Source organism: Streptococcus panodentis (assembly GCF_017884005.1).
Lineage (GTDB): Bacteria > Bacillota > Bacilli > Lactobacillales > Streptococcaceae > Streptococcus > Streptococcus panodentis.
The window spans coordinates 1-19,164 of record NZ_QFAY01000004.1 but is presented as its reverse complement, the minus strand read 5'-3'; the positions used below and the strand labels follow the sequence as shown (position 1 = coordinate 19,164).

General features: G+C 42.0%; 18 protein-coding genes and 2 tRNA genes. 19 read left to right on the top strand and 1 reads right to left on the bottom strand.

The window, feature by feature from the left end:
• Positions 1 to 92 precede the first annotated feature (92 nt).
• The 6 genes from DHL47_RS02515 (at position 93) to DHL47_RS02490 (ending at position 5,542) form a co-directional block, all read left to right on the top strand.
• The gene (locus tag DHL47_RS02515) at positions 93 to 854 is read left to right on the top strand and encodes a ParB/RepB/Spo0J family partition protein (RefSeq protein WP_164828352.1); all 762 of its coding nucleotides are present in this window, start codon (positions 93 to 95) and stop codon (positions 852 to 854) included.
• A 214-nt stretch (positions 855 to 1,068) separates the two neighbouring features.
• Positions 1,069 to 2,421, top strand: a complete 1,353-nt coding sequence (gene dnaA / locus DHL47_RS02510) for a chromosomal replication initiator protein DnaA (protein WP_128835254.1) — start codon at positions 1,069 to 1,071, stop codon at positions 2,419 to 2,421.
• Between the two features lie 157 nt (positions 2,422 to 2,578).
• On the top strand, positions 2,579 to 3,715 hold the full coding sequence (dnaN, locus tag DHL47_RS02505) for a DNA polymerase III subunit beta (RefSeq protein ID WP_128835256.1): 1,137 nt from the start codon (positions 2,579 to 2,581) through the stop codon (positions 3,713 to 3,715).
• A gap of 201 nt (positions 3,716 to 3,916) precedes the next feature.
• Positions 3,917 to 4,798 (top strand): diacylglycerol/lipid kinase family protein, encoded by an 882-nt coding sequence (locus DHL47_RS02500; RefSeq protein WP_209550789.1) that lies wholly within the window; start codon positions 3,917 to 3,919, stop codon positions 4,796 to 4,798.
• Positions 4,799 to 4,980: 182 nt separating this feature from the next.
• Positions 4,981 to 5,175, top strand: coding sequence for a DUF951 domain-containing protein (locus tag DHL47_RS02495; RefSeq protein ID WP_209550788.1), 195 nt, complete (start codon positions 4,981 to 4,983; stop codon positions 5,173 to 5,175).
• A 166-nt stretch (positions 5,176 to 5,341) separates the two neighbouring features.
• Positions 5,342 to 5,542 carry a YdeI/OmpD-associated family protein gene (locus DHL47_RS02490; protein ID WP_209550787.1) on the top strand — a complete coding sequence of 67 codons (201 nt, stop codon included), beginning with the start codon at positions 5,342 to 5,344 and terminating at the stop codon, positions 5,540 to 5,542.
• Between the two features lie 115 nt (positions 5,543 to 5,657).
• Here the strand turns inward: DHL47_RS02490 and DHL47_RS02485 are convergent, their stop codons facing one another.
• Complete coding sequence (locus DHL47_RS02485) at positions 5,658 to 6,152, bottom strand: DUF1307 domain-containing protein (protein WP_128835264.1); 495 nt, start codon at positions 6,150 to 6,152, stop codon at positions 5,658 to 5,660.
• Positions 6,153 to 6,316: 164 nt separating this feature from the next.
• Here DHL47_RS02485 and ychF point away from each other — a divergent pair, with 164 nt between their 5' ends.
• The 13 genes from ychF to DHL47_RS02425 all read left to right on the top strand — a co-directional run bounded on the left by ychF (position 6,317) and on the right by DHL47_RS02425 (position 18,966).
• On the top strand, positions 6,317 to 7,432 hold the full coding sequence (gene ychF, locus DHL47_RS02480; protein WP_128835266.1) for a redox-regulated ATPase YchF: 1,116 nt from the start codon (positions 6,317 to 6,319) through the stop codon (positions 7,430 to 7,432).
• Between the two features lie 70 nt (positions 7,433 to 7,502).
• Positions 7,503 to 8,072 carry an aminoacyl-tRNA hydrolase gene (gene pth / locus DHL47_RS02475; RefSeq protein WP_128835268.1) on the top strand — a complete coding sequence of 190 codons (570 nt, stop codon included), beginning with the start codon at positions 7,503 to 7,505 and terminating at the stop codon, positions 8,070 to 8,072.
• Entirely contained in the window at positions 8,065 to 11,568 is a 3,504-nt protein-coding gene (gene mfd, locus DHL47_RS02470) for a transcription-repair coupling factor (protein ID WP_209550786.1), read from the top strand. Before pth ends, mfd begins: the two co-directional genes overlap by 8 nt.
• 84 nt (positions 11,569 to 11,652) lie before the next feature.
• On the top strand, positions 11,653 to 11,919 hold the full coding sequence (locus DHL47_RS02465) for an RNA-binding S4 domain-containing protein (protein ID WP_128835380.1): 267 nt from the start codon (positions 11,653 to 11,655) through the stop codon (positions 11,917 to 11,919).
• Entirely contained in the window at positions 11,912 to 12,280 is a 369-nt protein-coding gene (locus DHL47_RS02460) for a septum formation initiator family protein (RefSeq protein WP_128835272.1), read from the top strand. Before DHL47_RS02465 ends, DHL47_RS02460 begins: the two co-directional genes overlap by 8 nt.
• An 8-nt stretch (positions 12,281 to 12,288) precedes the next feature.
• Positions 12,289 to 12,417, top strand: coding sequence for an SP_0009 family protein (locus DHL47_RS13510; RefSeq protein ID WP_275945955.1), 129 nt, complete (start codon positions 12,289 to 12,291; stop codon positions 12,415 to 12,417).
• The gene (locus DHL47_RS02455) at positions 12,410 to 13,693 is read left to right on the top strand and encodes a serine hydrolase (protein ID WP_209550785.1); all 1,284 of its coding nucleotides are present in this window, start codon (positions 12,410 to 12,412) and stop codon (positions 13,691 to 13,693) included. Before DHL47_RS13510 ends, DHL47_RS02455 begins: the two co-directional genes overlap by 8 nt.
• A complete protein-coding gene (tilS, locus tag DHL47_RS02450) occupies positions 13,690 to 14,967 on the top strand; it encodes a tRNA lysidine(34) synthetase TilS (RefSeq protein WP_209550784.1) in 1,278 nt (425 codons plus the stop codon). The genes DHL47_RS02455 and tilS overlap by 4 nt, the downstream gene beginning before the upstream one ends.
• Before the next feature lie 4 nt (positions 14,968 to 14,971).
• Positions 14,972 to 15,514, top strand: coding sequence for a hypoxanthine phosphoribosyltransferase (hpt, locus tag DHL47_RS02445; RefSeq protein ID WP_128835382.1), 543 nt, complete (start codon positions 14,972 to 14,974; stop codon positions 15,512 to 15,514).
• Positions 15,515 to 15,530: 16 nt separating this feature from the next.
• The gene (ftsH, locus tag DHL47_RS02440) at positions 15,531 to 17,510 is read left to right on the top strand and encodes an ATP-dependent zinc metalloprotease FtsH (RefSeq protein ID WP_209550783.1); all 1,980 of its coding nucleotides are present in this window, start codon (positions 15,531 to 15,533) and stop codon (positions 17,508 to 17,510) included.
• 104 nt (positions 17,511 to 17,614) lie between these two features.
• Positions 17,615 to 17,686 (top strand) — tRNA-Glu (locus DHL47_RS02435).
• A 5-nt stretch (positions 17,687 to 17,691) separates the two neighbouring features.
• Positions 17,692 to 17,765, top strand: a tRNA-Asn gene (locus DHL47_RS02430).
• 715 nt (positions 17,766 to 18,480) lie between these two features.
• Positions 18,481 to 18,966, top strand: coding sequence for a sigma-70 RNA polymerase sigma factor region 4 domain-containing protein (locus DHL47_RS02425; RefSeq protein ID WP_128835281.1), 486 nt, complete (start codon positions 18,481 to 18,483; stop codon positions 18,964 to 18,966).
• Positions 18,967 to 19,164 lie beyond the last annotated feature (198 nt).

Here is a 19,164-nt window from a genome sequence, read left to right as displayed (position 1 = left end):
GGATCTGGCAAAGCCGGCTTTGTGCACTTATCTTTTACAGAATTGTCAACACATCTTTACACGATCGTAAAGGTGTGTTATTCTATATACAAATGGAAAATTTTCAATATATCCCACTAACAGACATCCGGACGAATCCCTATCAGCCGCGAAAAGAATTCTCACAGGAAAAAATCAAGGAACTGGCGGATTCAATCAAAGAAAACGGCATCATCCAGCCTATTATTTTGCGTAAATCTTCCTTATTTGGTTATGAAATTCTGGCCGGTGAACGGCGTTTTCGGGCGGCCAAACTGCTGGATTGGCCCACTATACCAGCTATTATCAAGGAATTATCAGACGATGAGATGCTGCGGCAGGCTATCATTGAAAATCTGCAGCGGGAAGATTTGAATCCAGTGGAAGAAGCAGAATCTTATCAAAGCTTAGTGGACAGAGGCATGACCCATGATGAAATTGCTAAGATTATGGGAAAATCCCGTCCCTATATCAGCAATATTGTGCGCTTGCTGCATGTATCAAAACCTGTTCTTGAAGCTGTCAAGGAAGAAAGAATCTCTCAAGGACATGCCCGCCTGCTCATTCCCTTGAAAGAAGAAGAACAGCTGCTCTGGCTGAAACGTATCTGTCAGGAGGAGTTATCTGTTCGAGCAGTTGAGCTGCTGCTGCAAAAGAAAAAGAAAGCCAAGCAAAAAAAAACTAAGGAAATTTTTACGGAAGCTGAAGAAGAGAAGCTGAAAAAAATCTTCGGACTGGACATCCGCATTCAGCTAAAAAACGCCAGCCAAGGAAAGATTATTATCCCTTTTGAAAACGAAGAAGAATACCAAAGAATTATGAACAGCTTTAAATAGAGCTGTTATTTTCTTTTTTGGGAATAACAGATTTTTCCACCGACAAACAGGGAGAGAATCCTTTTAAAATAAGGAAGCTCCGCTTAATTCACAGTTTGTGGAAAACTAAAGTCAACAGTGTTAATTATTTTCCACAACTTGTGGAAAACTGGAGTCAATTATGTTAAAATAAATCTTATATGAATCAGACAATTAAAAGCAAAGGGGGAAAATTATGACCAAAGAGCAAGATTTCTGGAATCGTATTTTGGAATTGGCGGCAGCGCAGCTGAAACAGACAACTTATGATTTTTTTGTAGCCGAAGCTCAGCTGATTAAAGTGGAAAACAAGCAAGCTGTTATCTTTCTTGACAGTCCTGTTAAACAGCTCTTTTGGGAACAGAATTTGGTCGGCGTAATCCTCACAGCCGGTTTTGAAATTTTCAATGATCAAATTGCCTGTAAGTACATTTTTGAAGACGAAAGACAAGAAGAACTGCCTGCCAAAGCTGCTGCAGCTTCCGAAAACAGCACTGTTAAGCCCAGTCTGCCGGCTATTGAAACGGGCTTAAAATCCAAATATACCTTTGATAATTTTGTCCAGGGAGACGGCAATATCTGGGCCAAAGCTGCTGCCTTGGCAGTTTCTGAAAATTTGGCCACGACCTACAATCCTCTTTTCATCTACGGAGGGCCTGGTCTCGGCAAGACGCACCTGCTCAATGCTATCGGCAATCAGATTCTGGAAAATATTCCTGATGCGCGTGTCAAGTATATCCCGGCTGAGACCTTTATCAATGATTTTCTGGAACACCTCCGTCTGGGCGATATGGATAACTTCAAAAAGCTTTACCGCAGCCTGGATTTGCTCTTGATTGATGATATTCAGTCTTTGGGCGGAAAAAAAGTATCAACTCAAGAAGAATTTTTCCATACTTTTAATGCTTTACATGGAGAAAACAAGCAAATTGTCTTAACAAGCGACCGAAGCCCTGATTACTTAGACAATCTTGAAGAAAGATTGGTCACGCGCTTCAAATGGGGCCTGACTCAAAACATCACACCGCCGGATTTTGAAACTCGGATTGCCATTTTGCGCAATAAGGTAGAGGATTTAGAGTATATCTTCCCTAATGATACGCTGGAATATCTGGCAGGCCAGTTTGACTCCAATGTCCGCGATTTGGAAGGCGCCCTCAATGATATCAGTCTTATTGCCAGAGTCCGCAGCCTGAAAGAAATCACGATTGATATCGCAGCCGAAGCCATCCGAGCCCGCAAACAGGATTCCAGTCAGGTGACAGTCATTCCTATCGATAAGATTCAGACTGAAGTTGGCAATTTCTACGGTGTCAGTGTCAAAGAAATGAAGGGCAGCCGCCGAGTGCAGAATATTGTTTTGGCCAGACAGGTCGCTATGTACCTGACCCGCGAGCTGACAGACAACAGCCTGCCTAAAATCGGCCGTGAATTTGGCGGAAAAGACCATACCACAGTCATCCATGCACACGGAAAAATCAAAACTATGCTGGAAACTGACGATAATCTGCGTCTGGAAATCGAGAGCATCAAAAACAAGATAAAATAAGCTTGTGGAAAAAAAGAGAAAAGTTTTATGACTTATCCACACTTTGTGAACAAGTCCAATGACCTGTCCATGATAAGAGCAGAAGCTTTTTCCACAGAATCCACACAACCTACTATTACTATTAATCTTATAATCTTAAATAAATAAAGGAGTCCTGATGATTCATTTTTCTATTAATACAAATTTATTCTTACAAGCTTTGAATACAACCAAGCGAGCTATCAGTCACAAAAATGCAATCCCTATTCTGTCAACAGTCAAAATTGATGTTACCAAAGAAGGCATTACCCTTATTGGTTCAAATGGGCAGATTTCCATTGAAAATTTTATTTCTACTCAAAACGAAGATGCCGGTCTCTTAATCAATTCCTCAGGCTCTATTCTTTTGGAAGCTGCTTTCTTTATCAATGTTGTTTCCAGTCTGCCGGATGTTGTTCTTGATGTGAAAGAGATTGAGCAGAAACAAATTGTTTTGACCAGCGGCAAATCAGAAATTACCCTCAAGGGGAAAGATGCAGATCAGTATCCGCGCATTCAGGAAATTGCAGCCAATAATCCCTTGGTGCTGGAAACAAAGGTTCTCAAGCAGTTGATTAATGAAACAGCATTTGCAGCCAGCACACAGGAGAGCCGTCCCATTTTGACAGGTGTACATTTTGTTTTGACGGATCATCAGTCTCTGAAAACAGTGGCGACAGATTCTCATCGAATGAGCCAGAAGAAGATTGTTCTGGAAAAAACTGGGGATAACTTCGACGTGGTCATTCCCAGCCGCTCTCTGCGCGAATTTGCAGCTGTTTTTACCGATGATATTGAAACAGTAGAGGTTTTCTTTGCCAATCATCAAATTCTTTTCAGAAGCGATCATATCAGCTTTTATACCCGTCTTTTGGAAGGGAACTATCCGGATACCGACCGCTTGATACCGACTGACTTTTCAAGCGTGGTGACCTTTGATACAGACATCCTCCGCTATGCTATGGAGCGGGCTCGTCTTTTATCCAATGCTACTCAGAATGGAACAGTGAAGCTGGAAATCATGGAGGGAGTGGTCAGAGCCCATGTCAATTCACCAGAAGTCGGCCGGGTCAATGAAGAAATTGATACAGAGAGCGTCTCCGGAACAGATTTAACTATCAGCTTTAACCCAACTTATCTGATAGAGGCTTTAAAAGCTATTGACAGTGAGAAAGTGACCATTAGCTTTATTTCTTCTGTCCGACCTTTCACTCTGGTGCCGGATGATGAAGCAGACAGTTTTATTCAGCTGATTACTCCAGTCAGAACCAATTAAAAAATAGAAGAAAAGGCTGTTTTTCAGTCTTTTTCTACTTTCTGAATAAGAATAGCCGGAACAGGCAGGTTCGAAAGTGAGACGGAATCCCAGATTGCTGTGCTGTCATCCATGGAGTGATGGATCTTTTGCAAAAAGTCTAAGAAGGTATTGCTTGGGTTTTAGAAGACTATACTTTTGGAAATATGATATAATACAGGCATGATCTACTTACTCGTCAATCCTCATTCGGGAGATAAAAGCGGGCTGACAAAAGCCAGGCGTCTGCAGGAGACTTATGCAGACTTGGAGATAAACATTTATGTAACTCAGCAAAAGGACGATGAATGGAAGCAGTTGGAAAGAATTTTACAAAACTATCAAGCTTCTAAGGATCGGCTGCTGGTCATCGGGGGAGATGGAACTCTGTCAAAGGTTCTCAGTTACTGGCCGAAAGAGGAGCCTTTAGCCTATCTGCCGGCCGGGTCAGCAAATGATTTCATCAAAGGATTTGGCGGCTTGCCAGCAGAGAAGGTTTTAGAGGCTATGAATACCAACAGAACCAGAACAATCCATGTCTTTAAATCTAAGAATTATTTGATTTTAAACAGTCTGGGAATCGGATTTGACGCACGCGTTATCAACTACTCTGAGCATTCTGCCTTGAAATCGTTCTTCAACCGTCTTCATCTCGGGAAATTCATCTATTTAGTTTTTGGAATCCGCTCAGTTTTCAGCAAAAAAAGCGCCTCAATTAGCTTGACGGATGCAGAGGGACGGCAGGTGAAGTTCAAAAATCCCTTTCTTTTTGTATTAGCCAATACAGCCTATTTTGGCGGCGGAGTGATGATCTGGCCGCAGGCTTCAGTGGAGACAGAGCATTTGGACTTGGTGTATCTGCAGAAAAGAAATCTCTATTATCACATCAGCGGCCTGCTGGCCTTGCTGTTTCGACAGCATGATTCCAGTAAAAAACTGCAGCATAAGGTTTACACTGCTGTAAAGCTGAAATGTTCTGAGCCCACCTTGGCTCAGATAGATGGAGAAAGTGTGCTGCTGCAAGAGGAGACTTTTATCTGTCAAGTACGCAAAATCTATGCTTAAGGTTCTTTCTTTTTTATAAACTATCGTTAGTAACTCGCCTAACTTCAACAGTCTGAGACGATAGACTCGAAAGCGAAGAAAGATTCAGGCGGCAGGACAGACTTATCAGCCGTAATCTCCAGTATTGCTGACACGTCCCTGTCTGGTTTGCATTCTCATAGTTTGAGCATAAGGAGGAAAAAATGTATCAAATTGGAACTTTTGTTGAAATGAAAAAGCCCCATGCCTGTACGATTAAGTCAACTGGCAAAAAGGCCAACCGATGGGAAATTACCCGTCTGGGTGCTGATATTAAGATTCGCTGCAGCAATTGCCAGCATGTTGTTATGATGAGCCGCTATGATTTTGAAAGAAAAATGAAAAAGGTTATTGACTAAGGTGCTGCTTGGAGCAAATAGATGAAATGGCCAAGTCCTGCCTAATCCGTAATTCCGGTCATGCTGTTCTTTCTTTACAGAAGCTTCCGCTTTCAGTTTAGAATCTCTGCCAAATATGTTATACTATTCCTTGGAAAGATGGACTGACAGAAAGGAGCAGACAGCGATGACAGATTTTTCAGCAGAAAATATTAATCAGGCTTTGTTGGAGCTTGAAAATAAGCTGGATGGAGAAGCAAGGACTCATTTTTCTTCCCTGCCGCCCAGCCACAAAAAAGAATGGCTTCGTTATATCAGTGAGGCCAAAAAAGACGAAACCAAACTTCGTCGATTGGAGAAAATGAAGGCAGACTTGCTGCGACGATAATAGCAGATAGGAACCTGCTCCTCAGGACACGAGAAATCTTGAGGGACTTTTTCGGACTTCTTCCGATAGAGAGCAGCAAAAAAAGATTTGGAAAAAAATCCAAATCTTTTTTAGGTTATTCCAAATTTTCAAATTTGCCGTCTTTAACTTCGCTGTAACCTGTATTTTTTAACAATTTTTGGGTTTCTTTGTAGCTGATATAGTCAGCCTCTTGATTACCGGAAGTCTCAATCAAATTTTTGCTTTGCAGTTCTTTGATATTAGCCTTGCTGAAATCAATAGACAATTTTTCCTGAGCATAATCATTTTTATATTCAACTTTGTAAGAAACTCCCTTAATGCCTTTTAACAAGTTTGCATAAGAGTCTGTTTGCTCTTTGACATCTTCTTTGGTCATGCCGGAAGACTCATAGTAAACAATATTAGTGGTTTCGTTGGTTGTTACCTTGTCTCCCTGATAGGTGACGGTAATTCTGCTGTCACGCATGCTTGTCTTGTCAATGTATTGGAAATAGCCTTTTTTAGTGCTGCTGCCGCAGGCTGCCAAGAGGAAGAGGGAAAAAACTGCAACAAAAGAAAGAAAAAGTGTTTTTATAGCATTCTTTTTCATGATGTGCTCCTTTAATAAAATCTTAATTTTATTATACCATATTGACTATTGAAGTTATTTTACATTTCTGTAAAGAAAGGAGGAATTTTTAGAGAAAATCCGCTGTTTCCTAAAGGCTTTTATGGTATAATGGTTTGGATTGAAAAGATGAAAGGAAGAGCTACATGGCTTTAACAGCAGGAATTGTCGGTTTACCCAATGTCGGGAAATCAACCTTATTTAATGCAATTACGAAAGCAGGAGCAGAAGCTGCCAATTATCCCTTTGCGACGATTGATCCCAATGTCGGACGGGTAGAAGTACCGGATGCGCGTCTGGATACATTAACAGAATTGATTAAACCACAGAAAAAAGTCCCAACTACCTTTGAATTTACGGATATTGCCGGGATTGTCAAAGGGGCTTCCAAAGGCGAAGGATTGGGAAATAAATTTTTGGCAAATATTCGTGAAGTAGACGCCATTGTCCATGTAGTCCGGGCTTTTGATGATGAAAATGTCATGCGTGAGCAAGGCCGTGAGTCGGCCTTTGTAGATCCCATGGCCGATATCGAAACCATCAATCTGGAACTCATCTTAGCTGATTTGGAAAGTATCAATAAACGCTATGCACGGGTAGAGAAAATGGCCCGTACCCAGAAAGATAAAGATTCAGTCGCTGAATTTAATGTACTGCAGAAAATCAAGCCGGTTTTAGAGGATGGTCTGTCAGCGCGGACTGTTGACTTTACAGAGGAAGAAGAAAAAGTTGTCAAAGGACTCTTTTTACTGACAACCAAGCCTGTTCTTTATGTAGCGAATGTTAGTGAAGAAGAAGTAGCAGATCCTGACAGTATCGGATATGTCCAGCAGATTCGTGATTTTGCAGCTACAGAAAAGGCTGAGGTGGTCGTCATTTCAGCGCGTGCAGAAGAGGAAATTTCTGAGCTTGATGAGGAAGATAAGCAGGAATTTCTTGAAGCAATCGGCTTGACAGAATCAGGCGTAGACAAGCTGACACGAGCGGCTTATCATCTCTTGGGGCTTGGCACCTACTTTACAGCTGGTGAAAAAGAGGTTCGAGCTTGGACTTTTAAGCGCGGCATGAAAGCGCCGCAGGCAGCCGGCATTATCCATTCAGATTTTGAAAAAGGCTTTATTCGGGCTGTTACCATGTCTTATGACGATTTGGTGCATTATGGCAGTGAAAAAGCGGTCAAAGAAGCTGGCCGTTTGCGTGAAGAAGGGAAAGAATATATCGTACAGGACGGCGATATTATGGAATTTAGATTTAATGTGTAAAGAAGTGTAAACTCAATAATAGCAAGGTTGGAATTTTTTCCAGCCCTTTTGGCTTTTGTAAAGGAGAAATATGACGAAGTTAATTGTTGGTCTAGGCAATCCGGGAGAGAAATATGCTGAAACAAAACATAATGTTGGTTTCATGCTGATTGACAAGATTTGTAAAGAACTTGACTTGAAATTTACAAGGGACAGCATTTTCCAAGCAGATATAGCCTCAGCATTCTTGAAGGGCGAAAAGATTTATTTTGTCAAACCCATCACTTTTATGAATGAAAGCGGCAAGGCGGTTCAGGCCTTGTTAGCTTATTATGGTCTGGAAATAGGTGATTTAGTGGTCATTTACGATGATTTAGATATGGAAGTCGGCAAAATCCGTCTGCGCTCCAAAGGTTCGGCTGGCGGTCATAATGGGATAAAATCAATTATCAGGCATTTGGGGAGCCAAGAGTTTAAACGCATTAAAATCGGAATTGGCCGACCCAAGGCAGGAATGACAGTCATCCATCATGTTTTAGGGAAATTTGAAAAGGATGATTATATCACGATTCTCAACACAATAGATAAGGTTGACAACGCTGTAAATCATTATTTACAGACTGGTAATTTTGAACAGACAATGCAGCAGTATAATGGGTAAGACAATGGACTTGATTGATTTTTTTAGTCAAAACAAACAAATTTCAGATTGGAAGAGAAATCTGCATAAAATCAGCAGGCAGCTGGTACTGGGTTTGTCCTCTACTACCAAGGCAGTCACGATAGCTTCTAGCTTAGAGGAGCAGGATAAACTATTGGTTCTGACTTCCAATCAGAATGAGGGAGAGCGTCTGGCAAGCGACCTCATGTCCTTATTAGGAGAAGACTTGGTTTATACCTTTTTGGCAGACGACACCCCTATAGCGGAATTTGTTTTTGCATCTCAAGAAAAGACCTTTGCACGTTTGGAAGCTTTACATTTTTTGCTGGACAGTGAAAAAAAGGGAATCCTCATCAGCAATGTCTCAGCCAGCCGTCTTTTCTTACCCAATCCAAAAGTTTTCAAAGAAGCCAGTTTAAAACTAAGTCTTGGGCAGGAATACGAACTTGACAAGCTTGTCAAGTCACTGTCAAATTCAGGTTATAAAAAAGTTTCCCAGGTTCTTAGTCAGGGGGAGTACAGTCTGAGGGGAGATATTTTAGATATTTTTGAACCTTCCAGTCAAGCTCCTTACCGCTTGGAATTCTTCGGCGATGAAATTGATAGTATTCGGGTCTTCAATCCGGAAAATCAAACTTCTTTGAAGAATATGCAAAGTGTTGTGATTGAGCCGGTCAGTGACATCCTTCTCTTCAAGGACGATTATCTCCGAGGACAGCAAAATCTGGAGAAAACACTAGAAAAGGCTGTTGATCCAGCTTTGAAATCCTACTTTGAAGAAATCTTAGTCAGTGCCAAAGAGCAGGTTCATCATGCTGATATCCGAAAATTTCTGTCTTATTTTTATGAGAAAGAATGGACCATTCTGGACTACCTGCCTGTAAACACGCCCATTTTCTTTGATGATTTTCAAAAAATCATGGACCAGCATGCTCAGTTTGAATTAGAATCAGCAAAAATATTGACAGAAGATTTACAAAACAGTAAAGCAATGTCCAATCAGCTTTATTTTGCAGGCAACTACCAGGAGTATCGAACCTACAAACCGGCGACCTTCTTCTCCAATTTTCATAAAGGTTTGGGAAATCTGAAATTTGATGCTCTGTATCAGTTCAATCAGTATCCTATGCAGGAGTTTTTCAGTCAGTTTCCTTTATTAAAGGAAGAAATCAATCGTTATAAAAAATCAAACTATACTGTTATTTTGCAGGCTAATTCTGCTGCGGGTTTACAGAATTTACAAAAAAATTTACAGGAATATGGTATTCAGCTGGATTATCTGAAAGAAGATGAGATACATAGACAAGCTGTTCAGCTGATAGAAGGCAGCCTGAGTCAGGGATTTAATTTTGTTGATGAAAAAATTATCTTCATTACTGAACATGAGATTATCCATAAGAAAGTGAAGCGAAAGATTCGGCGGCAGCATATTTCCAATGCAGAACGGCTGAAAGATTATAATGAACTGGAAAAAGGGGATTATGTCGTTCACAATGTCCACGGAATTGGCCGCTATCTGGGAATTGAGACCATTGAAGTTTCTGGTGTCCACCGCGACTATGTCACGATTCAATATCAAAATGCTGACAGAGTGTCCATTCCGGTTGATCAAATCAATCTGCTGTCCAAATATGTGGCCAGCGACGGCAAAACTCCTAAAGTCAATAAATTAAATGATGGGCATTTCCAGAAAACCAAGCAAAAAGTGCAGCATCAGGTGGAAGATATTGCGGATGATTTAATCAAGCTCTATGCAGAGCGAAGTCAGCTGCAGGGATTCTCCTTTTCTCCTGATGACCAGCATCAAGAGGAGTTCGACAATGATTTTCCTTATGTGGAGACAGAAGACCAGCTGAGGAGTATTGAAGAAGTCAAAAAAGATATGGAAAGCAGCCGGCCTATGGATCGTCTTTTGGTCGGTGATGTTGGATTTGGCAAGACGGAGGTGGCGATGCGGGCTGCTTTCAAGGCTGTCAATGATCACAAGCAGGTAGCGATACTGGTTCCGACTACTGTTTTGGCCCAGCAGCATTACACTAACTTCAGAGAACGTTTCAATGATTTTGCCGTCCATGTAGATGTTCTCAGCCGTTTCAGGAGCAAGGCAGAACAGAAAGAGACGTTGGAAAAGCTTCAAAAGGGTCAGGTAGATATTATCATTGGAACCCATCGTTTGCTCTCCAAAGATGTTGAATTTGCTGATTTGGGCCTGATTGTCATTGATGAGGAACAGCGTTTTGGGGTTAAGCACAAGGAAAAACTGAAGGAGCTAAAAAAGAAAGTTGATGTTCTGACCTTGACAGCAACACCGATTCCGCGAACCCTCCACATGTCTATGCTGGGGATTCGAGACTTATCTGTTATCGAGACACCGCCAACCAATCGCTATCCTGTTCAAACCTATGTTTTGGAAACCAATCCAACGGTTATCCGAGAGGCTGTGCTGCGGGAAATAGATCGGGGCGGACAGGTTTACTACCTTTACAATAAGATTGACACGATTGAGCAGAAAGTGTCAGAACTGAGGGAATTGATTCCGGAAGCTTCTATAGGCTATGTTCATGGTCAGATGAGTGAGATTCGTCTGGAAAACACCCTGTTCGACTTTGTCAATGGTCAGTATGATCTACTAGTCACGACCACTATTATTGAAACGGGAGTCGATATTCCCAATGCCAATACCCTTTTTATTGAAAATGCCGACCATATGGGGCTGTCCACCTTGTATCAGCTTCGGGGACGGGTTGGCCGCAGCAACCGCATTGCTTACGCTTATCTCATGTATCGGCCCGATAAGATTTTAACAGAGGTTTCTGAAAAGCGTTTGGAAGCTATCAAAGGTTTTACAGAATTGGGGTCTGGTTTTAAAATTGCCATGCGGGATCTATCCATCCGCGGAGCTGGGAACATCTTGGGAAGTATGCAGTCTGGCTTTATTGATTCTGTTGGTTTTGAAATGTACTCCCAGCTCTTGCAGGAAGCTATTGCCAAAAAACAAGGAAAGGAAAAGAAGCGTCAGAAGAGCAATGCTGAAATCAATCTGCAGATTGATGCCTATCTTCCTAGTGATTATATTGCAGATGAACGTCAGAAAATTGAAATTTACAAACGGATCCGTGAGATTGACAGCCGTGTAAACTACGAAACATTGCAGGACGAACTGATGGACCGCTTTGGAGAATACCCAGATGTAGTGGCTTATTTGCTGGAGATCGGTCTGACAAAGTCCTATCTGGACCGTTCTTTTGTTCAGCTGGTTGAACGCAGACAGCAGTCTTTGATTGTCCGCTTTGAAAAAATCTCTCAGCAGCTTTACCTGACTCAGGATTATTTTGAAGCCTTATCAGCCACTCAGCTCAAAGCAAGAATTGGCGAGCAGCAGGGCCTGATTGAAGTGATTTTTGATGTAAACCGCAAAAAAGACTATGAGATCCTGGAAGGGCTCCTTCGTTTCGGTGAAAAATTGCTGGAAATTAAGCAGCGAAAAGCAGAATAAAGGTTACAATTCGGTAAAGTTTGGCTTTTTCCGCTGTATTTTTCTCAAAACGTGATAGAATATTAAGAGAAATTGAGGTAGATGATGAGATTAGATAAATATTTGAAAGTGTCGCGCCTTATCAAACGGCGGCCGGTAGCCAAAGAAGTGGCTGACAAGGGACGGATTAAAGTCAATGGAGTCTTGGCTAAAAGCTCGACTGATTTAAAAATCAATGATTTGGTTGAAATTCGTTTTGGTACGAAGCTTCTGACAGTCAAGGTGCTAGAAATGAAGGACAGCACTAAAAAAGAAGATGCCCTTAAAATGTATGAAATCATCAGTGAAACAAGGATAGAAGAAGATGCCTAAAAATATTGTTCAGCTGAATAATCGTTTTATTCAGGATGAGAATCAGCGCCGCAGATATATTGATGAAGAACGCCGCAAACGCAATCGTTTTATGGGATGGGTATTGATTTTGGTCATTCTTCTCTTTATTTTGCCAACCTATAATTTATACCAGAGTTATCAAACCTTGCTGGAACGTCGTGTGCAGTATACAAAATTGCAAAAGAAGTACCAGGAGCTGAGTGAGGAAAAAATCTATCAGTCTGACATTGCCAGCAAGCTCAAGGATGACAGCTATGCAGCTAAATATGCCCGTGCCAAATACTCTTTTTCTAAAGATGGTGAGTATATTTACACGATTCCCGATTTGCTGCCGCAGTAAGAAGCGTTATGGAAGATTTAATCAAAAAAATTGAGCAGTTTTTATCTTTTTCGGATGAAAAATTAGAAGAACTGTCTGAAAAGAATCAAGCTTTAAAACTAGAAGAAAATCCAAAGGAAAGGGGCGGTCATGCGTAAGTTGCTTTTGCTGATATTCTTACTGCCAGCTTTATTTAGCAGTATCAGAGTTATCAGTACTGAGAATGATTTTATCTTAAATGAAGAAGAAAAATACCATTTTACCAGCACTGCTTACGGACGGTATTATGACAGTATCCCGGCCAACCCTAATGTTTATAAAGAAACACCGACTTTTACAGATGCTTCTTTAAGCAAGACTGCCGGGAAATTGCTTCCCGACCAACCTTTTCAGCTGACAGAATTTCATGTCAATGAAGAAGGCACTCCGGTTTTTAAATTAAAAAACGGCCAGTTTGTCCCTGCTGATAAGAATGCTATTTATGAAGACACTGTTCAGTCGCAGCAGGAAGTCAGTCAGGAAATGTGGCTGGAACCGAATGCCGCTGTTTATGATAAAATTCCTGTCAACGGTGCCAAAAAAATTGCCAGCAAACTGCCAGCTTATAGCAAGGTTAAAGTTCTTCAGCGGGCGCAGACAGCCAAAGGAGAATTCGCTCAGTTAGAAGACCAGAGCTGGATTTCTGTGGATTTTCTATCAGAAACGGATAACCGTATGGATAAGGTTCAGGAAATCCTGAGCAGTAAATACAACAAAGCAGATTACTCTATTTATGTTAAACAGCTGGAAACAGGCAAAGAAGCTGGGATAAATCCTGACTTGCAGATGTATTCGGCCAGTGTTACGAAGCTTCCCTATCTTTATTATGTTCAGGAAGAGCTGAAGAGCGAAAAACTTTCTATGGACCAAAAGCTGAAATATATTGCCGCTGTGAATGATTTTGCCGGTGCCTATGAGCCTGAAGGAAGCGGCAGCATTGCGAAGTCGGCTGATGACAAGGAGTATTCTGTTCAGGACTTAATCAGCCGGGTTGCTAGGGAATCGGATAACGTAGCGCATAATATTTTAGCTTATTATGCAACGAATCAGTCTGATAAGGAATTTCAGCAGACTGTTGAGAGTATCGCCGGCAAAAAGTGGGATGTGGAAAATAGGCAGGCTTCTGCACGAATGGCCGGCCGCGTCATGGAAGCTGTTTATGAGCAGAATGGCATGATTATCGAAGCGCTGTCACAGACCAATTATGACAATCAGAGAATTTCTAAGAATATTGATGCCAAAGTTGCCCACAAAATCGGTGATGCCTACGATTTCAAGCATGATGTGGCTGTTGTTTATACAGATTCACCTTTTGTGATTGCTGTTTTGACGAATCATTCAGACTATGACACAATCTCCCGCATTGCTGATGATGTTTATGGAGTTCTTAAATGATGCAAAAAGAATTTCTGAAAGAATTTCAGAAAAAAGAATACTTCAAGAATCATCAAAGGGTTCTTTTGGCAGTTTCCGGCGGTCTTGATTCTATGACACTGCTTCATCTCCTGTATCAGTATCAGCGGGAACTGGATATTGAGCTGGTCATTGCCCATGTCAATCACCGGCAGCGGCCGGAGTCAGATGATGAAGAAAAAGAGCTGTCAGAAATTGCCCAAAAGCTTGGTGTAAAGATTTTTACATCAAGTTTTTCAGGTATGTTTTCAGAAGCCAGAGGCCGGCAGTTTCGCTATCAATTTTTTGCTGAGGTCATGAAAGCTCAAGGCTGTACTGCTTTGGTTACAGCCCACCATGCAGATGATCAGGCAGAGACGATCTTTATGAGGTTGCTGCGCGGTTCCCGTCTCCGTCATCTGACAGGTATTCAGGAAGTGCAGGATTTTGCAGGCGGTCAGCTGATTCGGCCTCTGCTGCATGTTCACAAGAAGGATTTCCCCCCTGTCCATCATTTTCAGGACAGCAGCAATCTCCAAAATGATTATTTGAGAAATCGTATCCGCAATCTCTATTTGCCGGCTTTGGAAAAGGAAAATCCCCAATTTCTGCAAGCTTTGCTGGATATGGGGCAGGAAGTAGGACATCTGCAGGCTGCTCTGGCTTATTTCACGAAAGAGATGGATATAACCGATATGGCGGTGTTTCATCAGCAGATTTTTCCAGTGCAGGTTTTTCTGCTGCAGGATTATCTTGCGCAGTTTCCGGATTTAACATTAAGCAAGCAGCAGTTTGAAGAAGTGCTGCAGATATTAAGGACGAAAGCCAATTATCTTCATCCTTTAAAGACAGGGTATGAATTAGTAAAAGACTACAGCCATTTTCAAATCCGAAAAATCAGTCGGAAGCCCGATTTAAAAAAGGATTCAATTCTGTTAGAATGTGATAATCTTATTCAATTTGGAGACTATCGGTTTTCATTCGGTCTTCCTTTGCAGGGAGCAGATACGGAGCAGGTTTCTGTAGCAGCCCATGCCCCTGTCACTCTGCGATACAGGCAGTCGGGAGATGTACTGCTTTTGAACGGCTGTCATAAAAAAGTCCGCCGTCTCTTTATAGAGCGAAAACTGTCCTTGGAGGAGCGGGAATCGGCTGTTATTGTAGAGCAGAACCAGCAGATTCTGGCCATTCCAAATATTGCTGTCAGTGATTTGAGTAAGGGCTTAAAAAATGATATAATGGGTACTGTACTTTACATTCAGAAATTAGATAGGTAAAATGATGCTAGAACAAGATATAAAAAAAGTATTGGTTTCTCATGAAGAAATTACTGCTGCTGCTGAAAAACTTGGTCAGCAGTTAACGAAGGACTATCAAGAAAAAAATCCGATTTTTGTTGGAATTTTAAAAGGCTCTGTTCCTTTTATGGCAGAGCTGATTAAGCATATTGATACCCATATTGAGCTGGATTTCATGCTGGTGTCCAGCTATCATGGCGGAACAGCCAGCAGCGGTGTCATTAACATTATTAAAGATATCAACCAAGATATTGCAGGGCGTGATGTTCTGTTTATTGAGGATATTATTGATACCGGCCAGACTTTAAAAAATCTTCGTGATTTGTTTAAGGAAAGAAAAGCAGCCTCTGTCAAAATCGCAACTCTTTTGGATAAGCCAGAAGGCCGTGTTGTAGAGATTGATGCAGATTATACCTGTTTTACTATCCCAAATGAATTTGTCGTAGGCTATGGACTGGATTACGATGAAAAATATCGCAATCTTCCATATGTCGGTATTCTAAAAGAAGAAGTTTATACAAAATAAAGGTTTACTATTATAGATGAAAAATAAGCAAAACAATGGATTGATAAAAAATCCCTTTCTATATATTCTGATTATTGTGGTTTTGGTCACAGGATTTCAGTATTTCTTTTCAGGGAATTCTGCAGGGCGCAGCCAGCAAATTAATTATACAGAATTGGTGAATGAAATTACCAATAACAATGTAAAGGAGATGAGCTACCAGCCAAACGGCAGCGTCATTGAAATTGCAGGTACTTATAAGACTGCCAAAGAATCAAAAGACACCTCAGGCATTCAGTTCTTCACACCGGCAGCTTCTATGGTAGAGCGGTTTACCAGTGTTATTCTGCCGTCAGATATTACAGTTTCCGATTTGCAAAAGCTGGCTTCTGAGCATAAGACAGAAATCACCATCAGGCGTGAAAGTTCAAGTGGTATGTGGATTACCATTTTGACTTCCGTTGTTCCTTTTGTGGTTGTTATCTTCTTTTTTATGTCCATGATGAATCAAGGCGGCAGCGGTGGCGCCCGCGGTGCTATGAACTTCGGCCGCAACAAGGCGCGTGCAGCTAATAAAGAAGATATCAAGGTTCGTTTCTCTGATGTAGCAGGAGCGGAAGAAGAAAAGCAGGAACTGGTAGAAGTGGTTGAGTTCTTGAAAGATCCCAAGCGTTATACTAAACTTGGTGCTCGGATTCCGGCTGGTGTTCTCCTTGAAGGCCCTCCGGGAACCGGTAAAACCCTTCTGGCTAAGGCAGTGGCTGGCGAAGCCGGTGTTCCCTTCTTCAGTATTTCGGGCTCTGATTTCGTTGAAATGTTTGTCGGTGTCGGTGCCAGCCGGGTGCGTTCTCTCTTTGAAGATGCTAAAAAAGCAGCTCCGGCTATCATTTTCATTGATGAAATTGATGCGGTCGGCCGTCAGCGCGGTGTTGGTCTTGGCGGTGGAAATGATGAGCGTGAACAGACCCTCAACCAGCTCTTGATTGAGATGGATGGTTTTGAAGGCAATGAAGGCATCATTGTGATAGCAGCTACCAACCGCTCTGATGTATTAGACCCTGCTTTGCTGCGTCCAGGCCGTTTCGATAGAAAAGTTTTGGTTGGCCGTCCGGATGTCAAAGGGCGTGAGGCTATTCTCCGCGTCCATGCTAAAAATAAACCGCTGGCTAAAAATGTTGATTTGAAATTGGTTGCACAGCAGACACCAGGCTTTGTCGGTGCTGATTTGGAAAATGTCCTTAATGAAGCTGCCTTAGTTGCGGCCCGCCGCAATAAAAAGGTGATTGATGCAGATGATATTGATGAAGCAGAAGACCGCGTTATTGCAGGACCGTCCAAGAAAGATCGGGCTATTTCAGAGCATGAGCGCCAAATGGTCGCTTATCACGAGGCTGGGCATACTATCGTTGGCTTGGTGTTATCCAATGCGCGCGTGGTTCATAAGGTGACGATTGTTCCCCGTGGCCGTGCCGGCGGGTACATGATTGCCCTGCCGAAAGAAGATCAAATGCTTTTGTCCAAAGAGGATATGAAAGAGCAATTGGCTGGTCTTATGGGCGGCCGTGTAGCAGAGGAAATTATTTTCAATGTGCAGACTACTGGAGCTTCCAATGACTTTGAACAGGCTACTCAGATGGCTCGCAGCATGGTGACTGAATACGGGATGAGCGAGAAGCTGGGTCCTGTGCAGTACGAAGGAAATCATGCTATGTTTGGAGCAGCCAGTCCGCAAAAATCAATTTCAGAGCAGACTGCTTATGAAATTGATGAAGAAGTCAGGGAATTGCTGAATGAAGCTCGCAACAAGGCGGCAGATATTATCCAGTCCAACCGCGAAACCCATAAGCTGATTGCAGAAGCTCTTCTTAAATACGAGACGCTGGACAGCCATCAAATTAAATCTCTCTATGAAACAGGAAAAATGCCTGAAGAAGCAGAGGAAGATTTGAAGAAAGAAGCACATGCTCTTTCTTATGATGAAATCAAGTCTAAAATGGATGAAAAAGAATCAGAATAAAAAAGTTGGAGAATTTTCCAACTTTTTTATCATTTTCATAAAATAATGATTGACAAAGGAAGAAAAGCTGATATAATGGAATATGTTCAAAAAAGGACATATGAGGTCCGTTGGTCAAGGGGTTAAGACACCGCCTTTTCACGGCGGTAACACGGGTTCGAATCCCGTACGGACTATCTAATCCGCCATAGCTCAGTTGGTAGTAGCGCATGACTGTTAATCATGATGTCGTAGGTTCGAGTCCTACTGGCGGAGCTAGCAAGACAAGACTGAAGAGAGTTCTGTATCAGGCCTTCTCTTCAGTCTTTTTTCAGTTAACAAAAACACCTAGAAAGGCTATGATAGCAACCTTTCCAGGTGTTTTCTTATTTACCGTCATTTAGTTTATCTGTTATTACTTTTTTAGCTCGTACTGCGTCTTGCAATCAAACGATAGAAATAGATGAAATTAGGTACAGTTGTCCCAGCTCCGGATTGCAGATAAGGCAAGCAAAGCTTGCATCAGCCGCAAAGCCAGTACAGCTGACATTACCTTGCGGAAGCTCCATTCGCTGCCCTATTTATACAGAGGCTGTGACAAAAGTCCTTCAGTTTCGCTTTGTTTTAGTAAAAAATTCTTGACGCGGTAGCTGATTGCTCAAAGCAGTCTGCTAGATTGTTTGAGCTAGCAGATAAAGAAAACGAAGCTTTCGTCAGCTCTCTGAGAGGCGCACAAAAAGACTTTTTTTAGCAATGAGGCGGCGAAGTCGATGGCTGTGGACCGAACACATTAAATGAATTGTTAAAAATAGAGTAGTTTTTCGGACAATCCTGATATTTTCTCCCTCAAATGACTGAAAAATTGCCTGAACTGACCTAAAATGGCAGATGAGGGGCAGAAGAGGATTGAAAACAGTCTTTTGAGAGACAGACCTCCATTCAGACAGATCTTTTCGTTATACTGTTCTTAACAATTAATTGAGGAGGCCCTATGGACTTTAAAGAAACCTATGATAAAGTTAAGTGGATTGTCTGGAAATGCCAAAAAAACTATTATGTGCATCTATGGGAGAAGAGCGACTGGGAGCAGGAAGGCATGTTGGTACTATATGAATTGCTGCAGCAGGAAGCTGGGATTGAAGAAGATGAGAGCAAACTCTACCGTTACTTTAAAACCAAATTCCGAAACCATATCCATGATATCATCCGCAAACAGGAAAGCCAGAAACGCAGACTGGACCGGCAGCCCTATGAGGAAGTGAGCGACATCAGTCATCGGCTCCAGTCTAAAGAGCTTTTTCTGGATGAATTAGTAGCATTCCGAGAAGCTATCGGTCATTATAAAGAAACACTGGATGCTCAAGGGCAGGAAAACTATCAGCGGCTGCTGGGGAATGAGCGTTTTAAAGGCCGCAGAGCCATGCTTCGAGATTTAGAAGAGCACCTGCAGGACTTTCGGAACAGCACAATCCTATAAGAGCTGAGGCTGAGAAAAAAGTCCTTCAGTCTCGCTTTGTTTTGGTAAAAAACTCTTGACGCGGCAGCCGATTGCTCAAAAGCTCCAATGGAGGTTTTGAGGTTATAGATAGAGCTTCTGGGAGGAAGCAACAAAAGCACTGCTTTGAGGTTGCGGATAGGACTTGCGAAGCAAGTCTCAACTTTGTTCGTCTTTTAG

What these genes read in the sequence shown, in the direction of transcription:
- DHL47_RS02515 (WP_164828352.1), top strand. Translation starts at nt 93, where the DNA reads ATGGAAAATTTTCAATATATCCCACTAACAGACATCCGGACGAATCCC.
- dnaA (WP_128835254.1), top strand. Translation starts at nt 1,069, where the DNA reads ATGACCAAAGAGCAAGATTTCTGGAATCGTATTTTGGAATTGGCGGCA.
- dnaN (WP_128835256.1), top strand. Translation starts at nt 2,579, where the DNA reads ATGATTCATTTTTCTATTAATACAAATTTATTCTTACAAGCTTTGAAT.
- DHL47_RS02500 (WP_209550789.1), top strand. Translation starts at nt 3,917, where the DNA reads ATGATCTACTTACTCGTCAATCCTCATTCGGGAGATAAAAGCGGGCTG.
- DHL47_RS02495 (WP_209550788.1), top strand. Translation starts at nt 4,981, where the DNA reads ATGTATCAAATTGGAACTTTTGTTGAAATGAAAAAGCCCCATGCCTGT.
- DHL47_RS02490 (WP_209550787.1), top strand. Translation starts at nt 5,342, where the DNA reads ATGACAGATTTTTCAGCAGAAAATATTAATCAGGCTTTGTTGGAGCTT.
- DHL47_RS02485 (WP_128835264.1), bottom strand. Translation starts at nt 6,152, where the DNA reads ATGAAAAAGAATGCTATAAAAACACTTTTTCTTTCTTTTGTTGCAGTT.
- ychF (WP_128835266.1), top strand. Translation starts at nt 6,317, where the DNA reads ATGGCTTTAACAGCAGGAATTGTCGGTTTACCCAATGTCGGGAAATCA.
- pth (WP_128835268.1), top strand. Translation starts at nt 7,503, where the DNA reads ATGACGAAGTTAATTGTTGGTCTAGGCAATCCGGGAGAGAAATATGCT.
- mfd (WP_209550786.1), top strand. Translation starts at nt 8,065, where the DNA reads ATGGGTAAGACAATGGACTTGATTGATTTTTTTAGTCAAAACAAACAA.
- DHL47_RS02465 (WP_128835380.1), top strand. Translation starts at nt 11,653, where the DNA reads ATGAGATTAGATAAATATTTGAAAGTGTCGCGCCTTATCAAACGGCGG.
- DHL47_RS02460 (WP_128835272.1), top strand. Translation starts at nt 11,912, where the DNA reads ATGCCTAAAAATATTGTTCAGCTGAATAATCGTTTTATTCAGGATGAG.
- DHL47_RS13510 (WP_275945955.1), top strand. Translation starts at nt 12,289, where the DNA reads ATGGAAGATTTAATCAAAAAAATTGAGCAGTTTTTATCTTTTTCGGAT.
- DHL47_RS02455 (WP_209550785.1), top strand. Translation starts at nt 12,410, where the DNA reads ATGCGTAAGTTGCTTTTGCTGATATTCTTACTGCCAGCTTTATTTAGC.
- tilS (WP_209550784.1), top strand. Translation starts at nt 13,690, where the DNA reads ATGATGCAAAAAGAATTTCTGAAAGAATTTCAGAAAAAAGAATACTTC.
- hpt (WP_128835382.1), top strand. Translation starts at nt 14,972, where the DNA reads ATGCTAGAACAAGATATAAAAAAAGTATTGGTTTCTCATGAAGAAATT.
- ftsH (WP_209550783.1), top strand. Translation starts at nt 15,531, where the DNA reads ATGAAAAATAAGCAAAACAATGGATTGATAAAAAATCCCTTTCTATAT.
- DHL47_RS02425 (WP_128835281.1), top strand. Translation starts at nt 18,481, where the DNA reads ATGGACTTTAAAGAAACCTATGATAAAGTTAAGTGGATTGTCTGGAAA.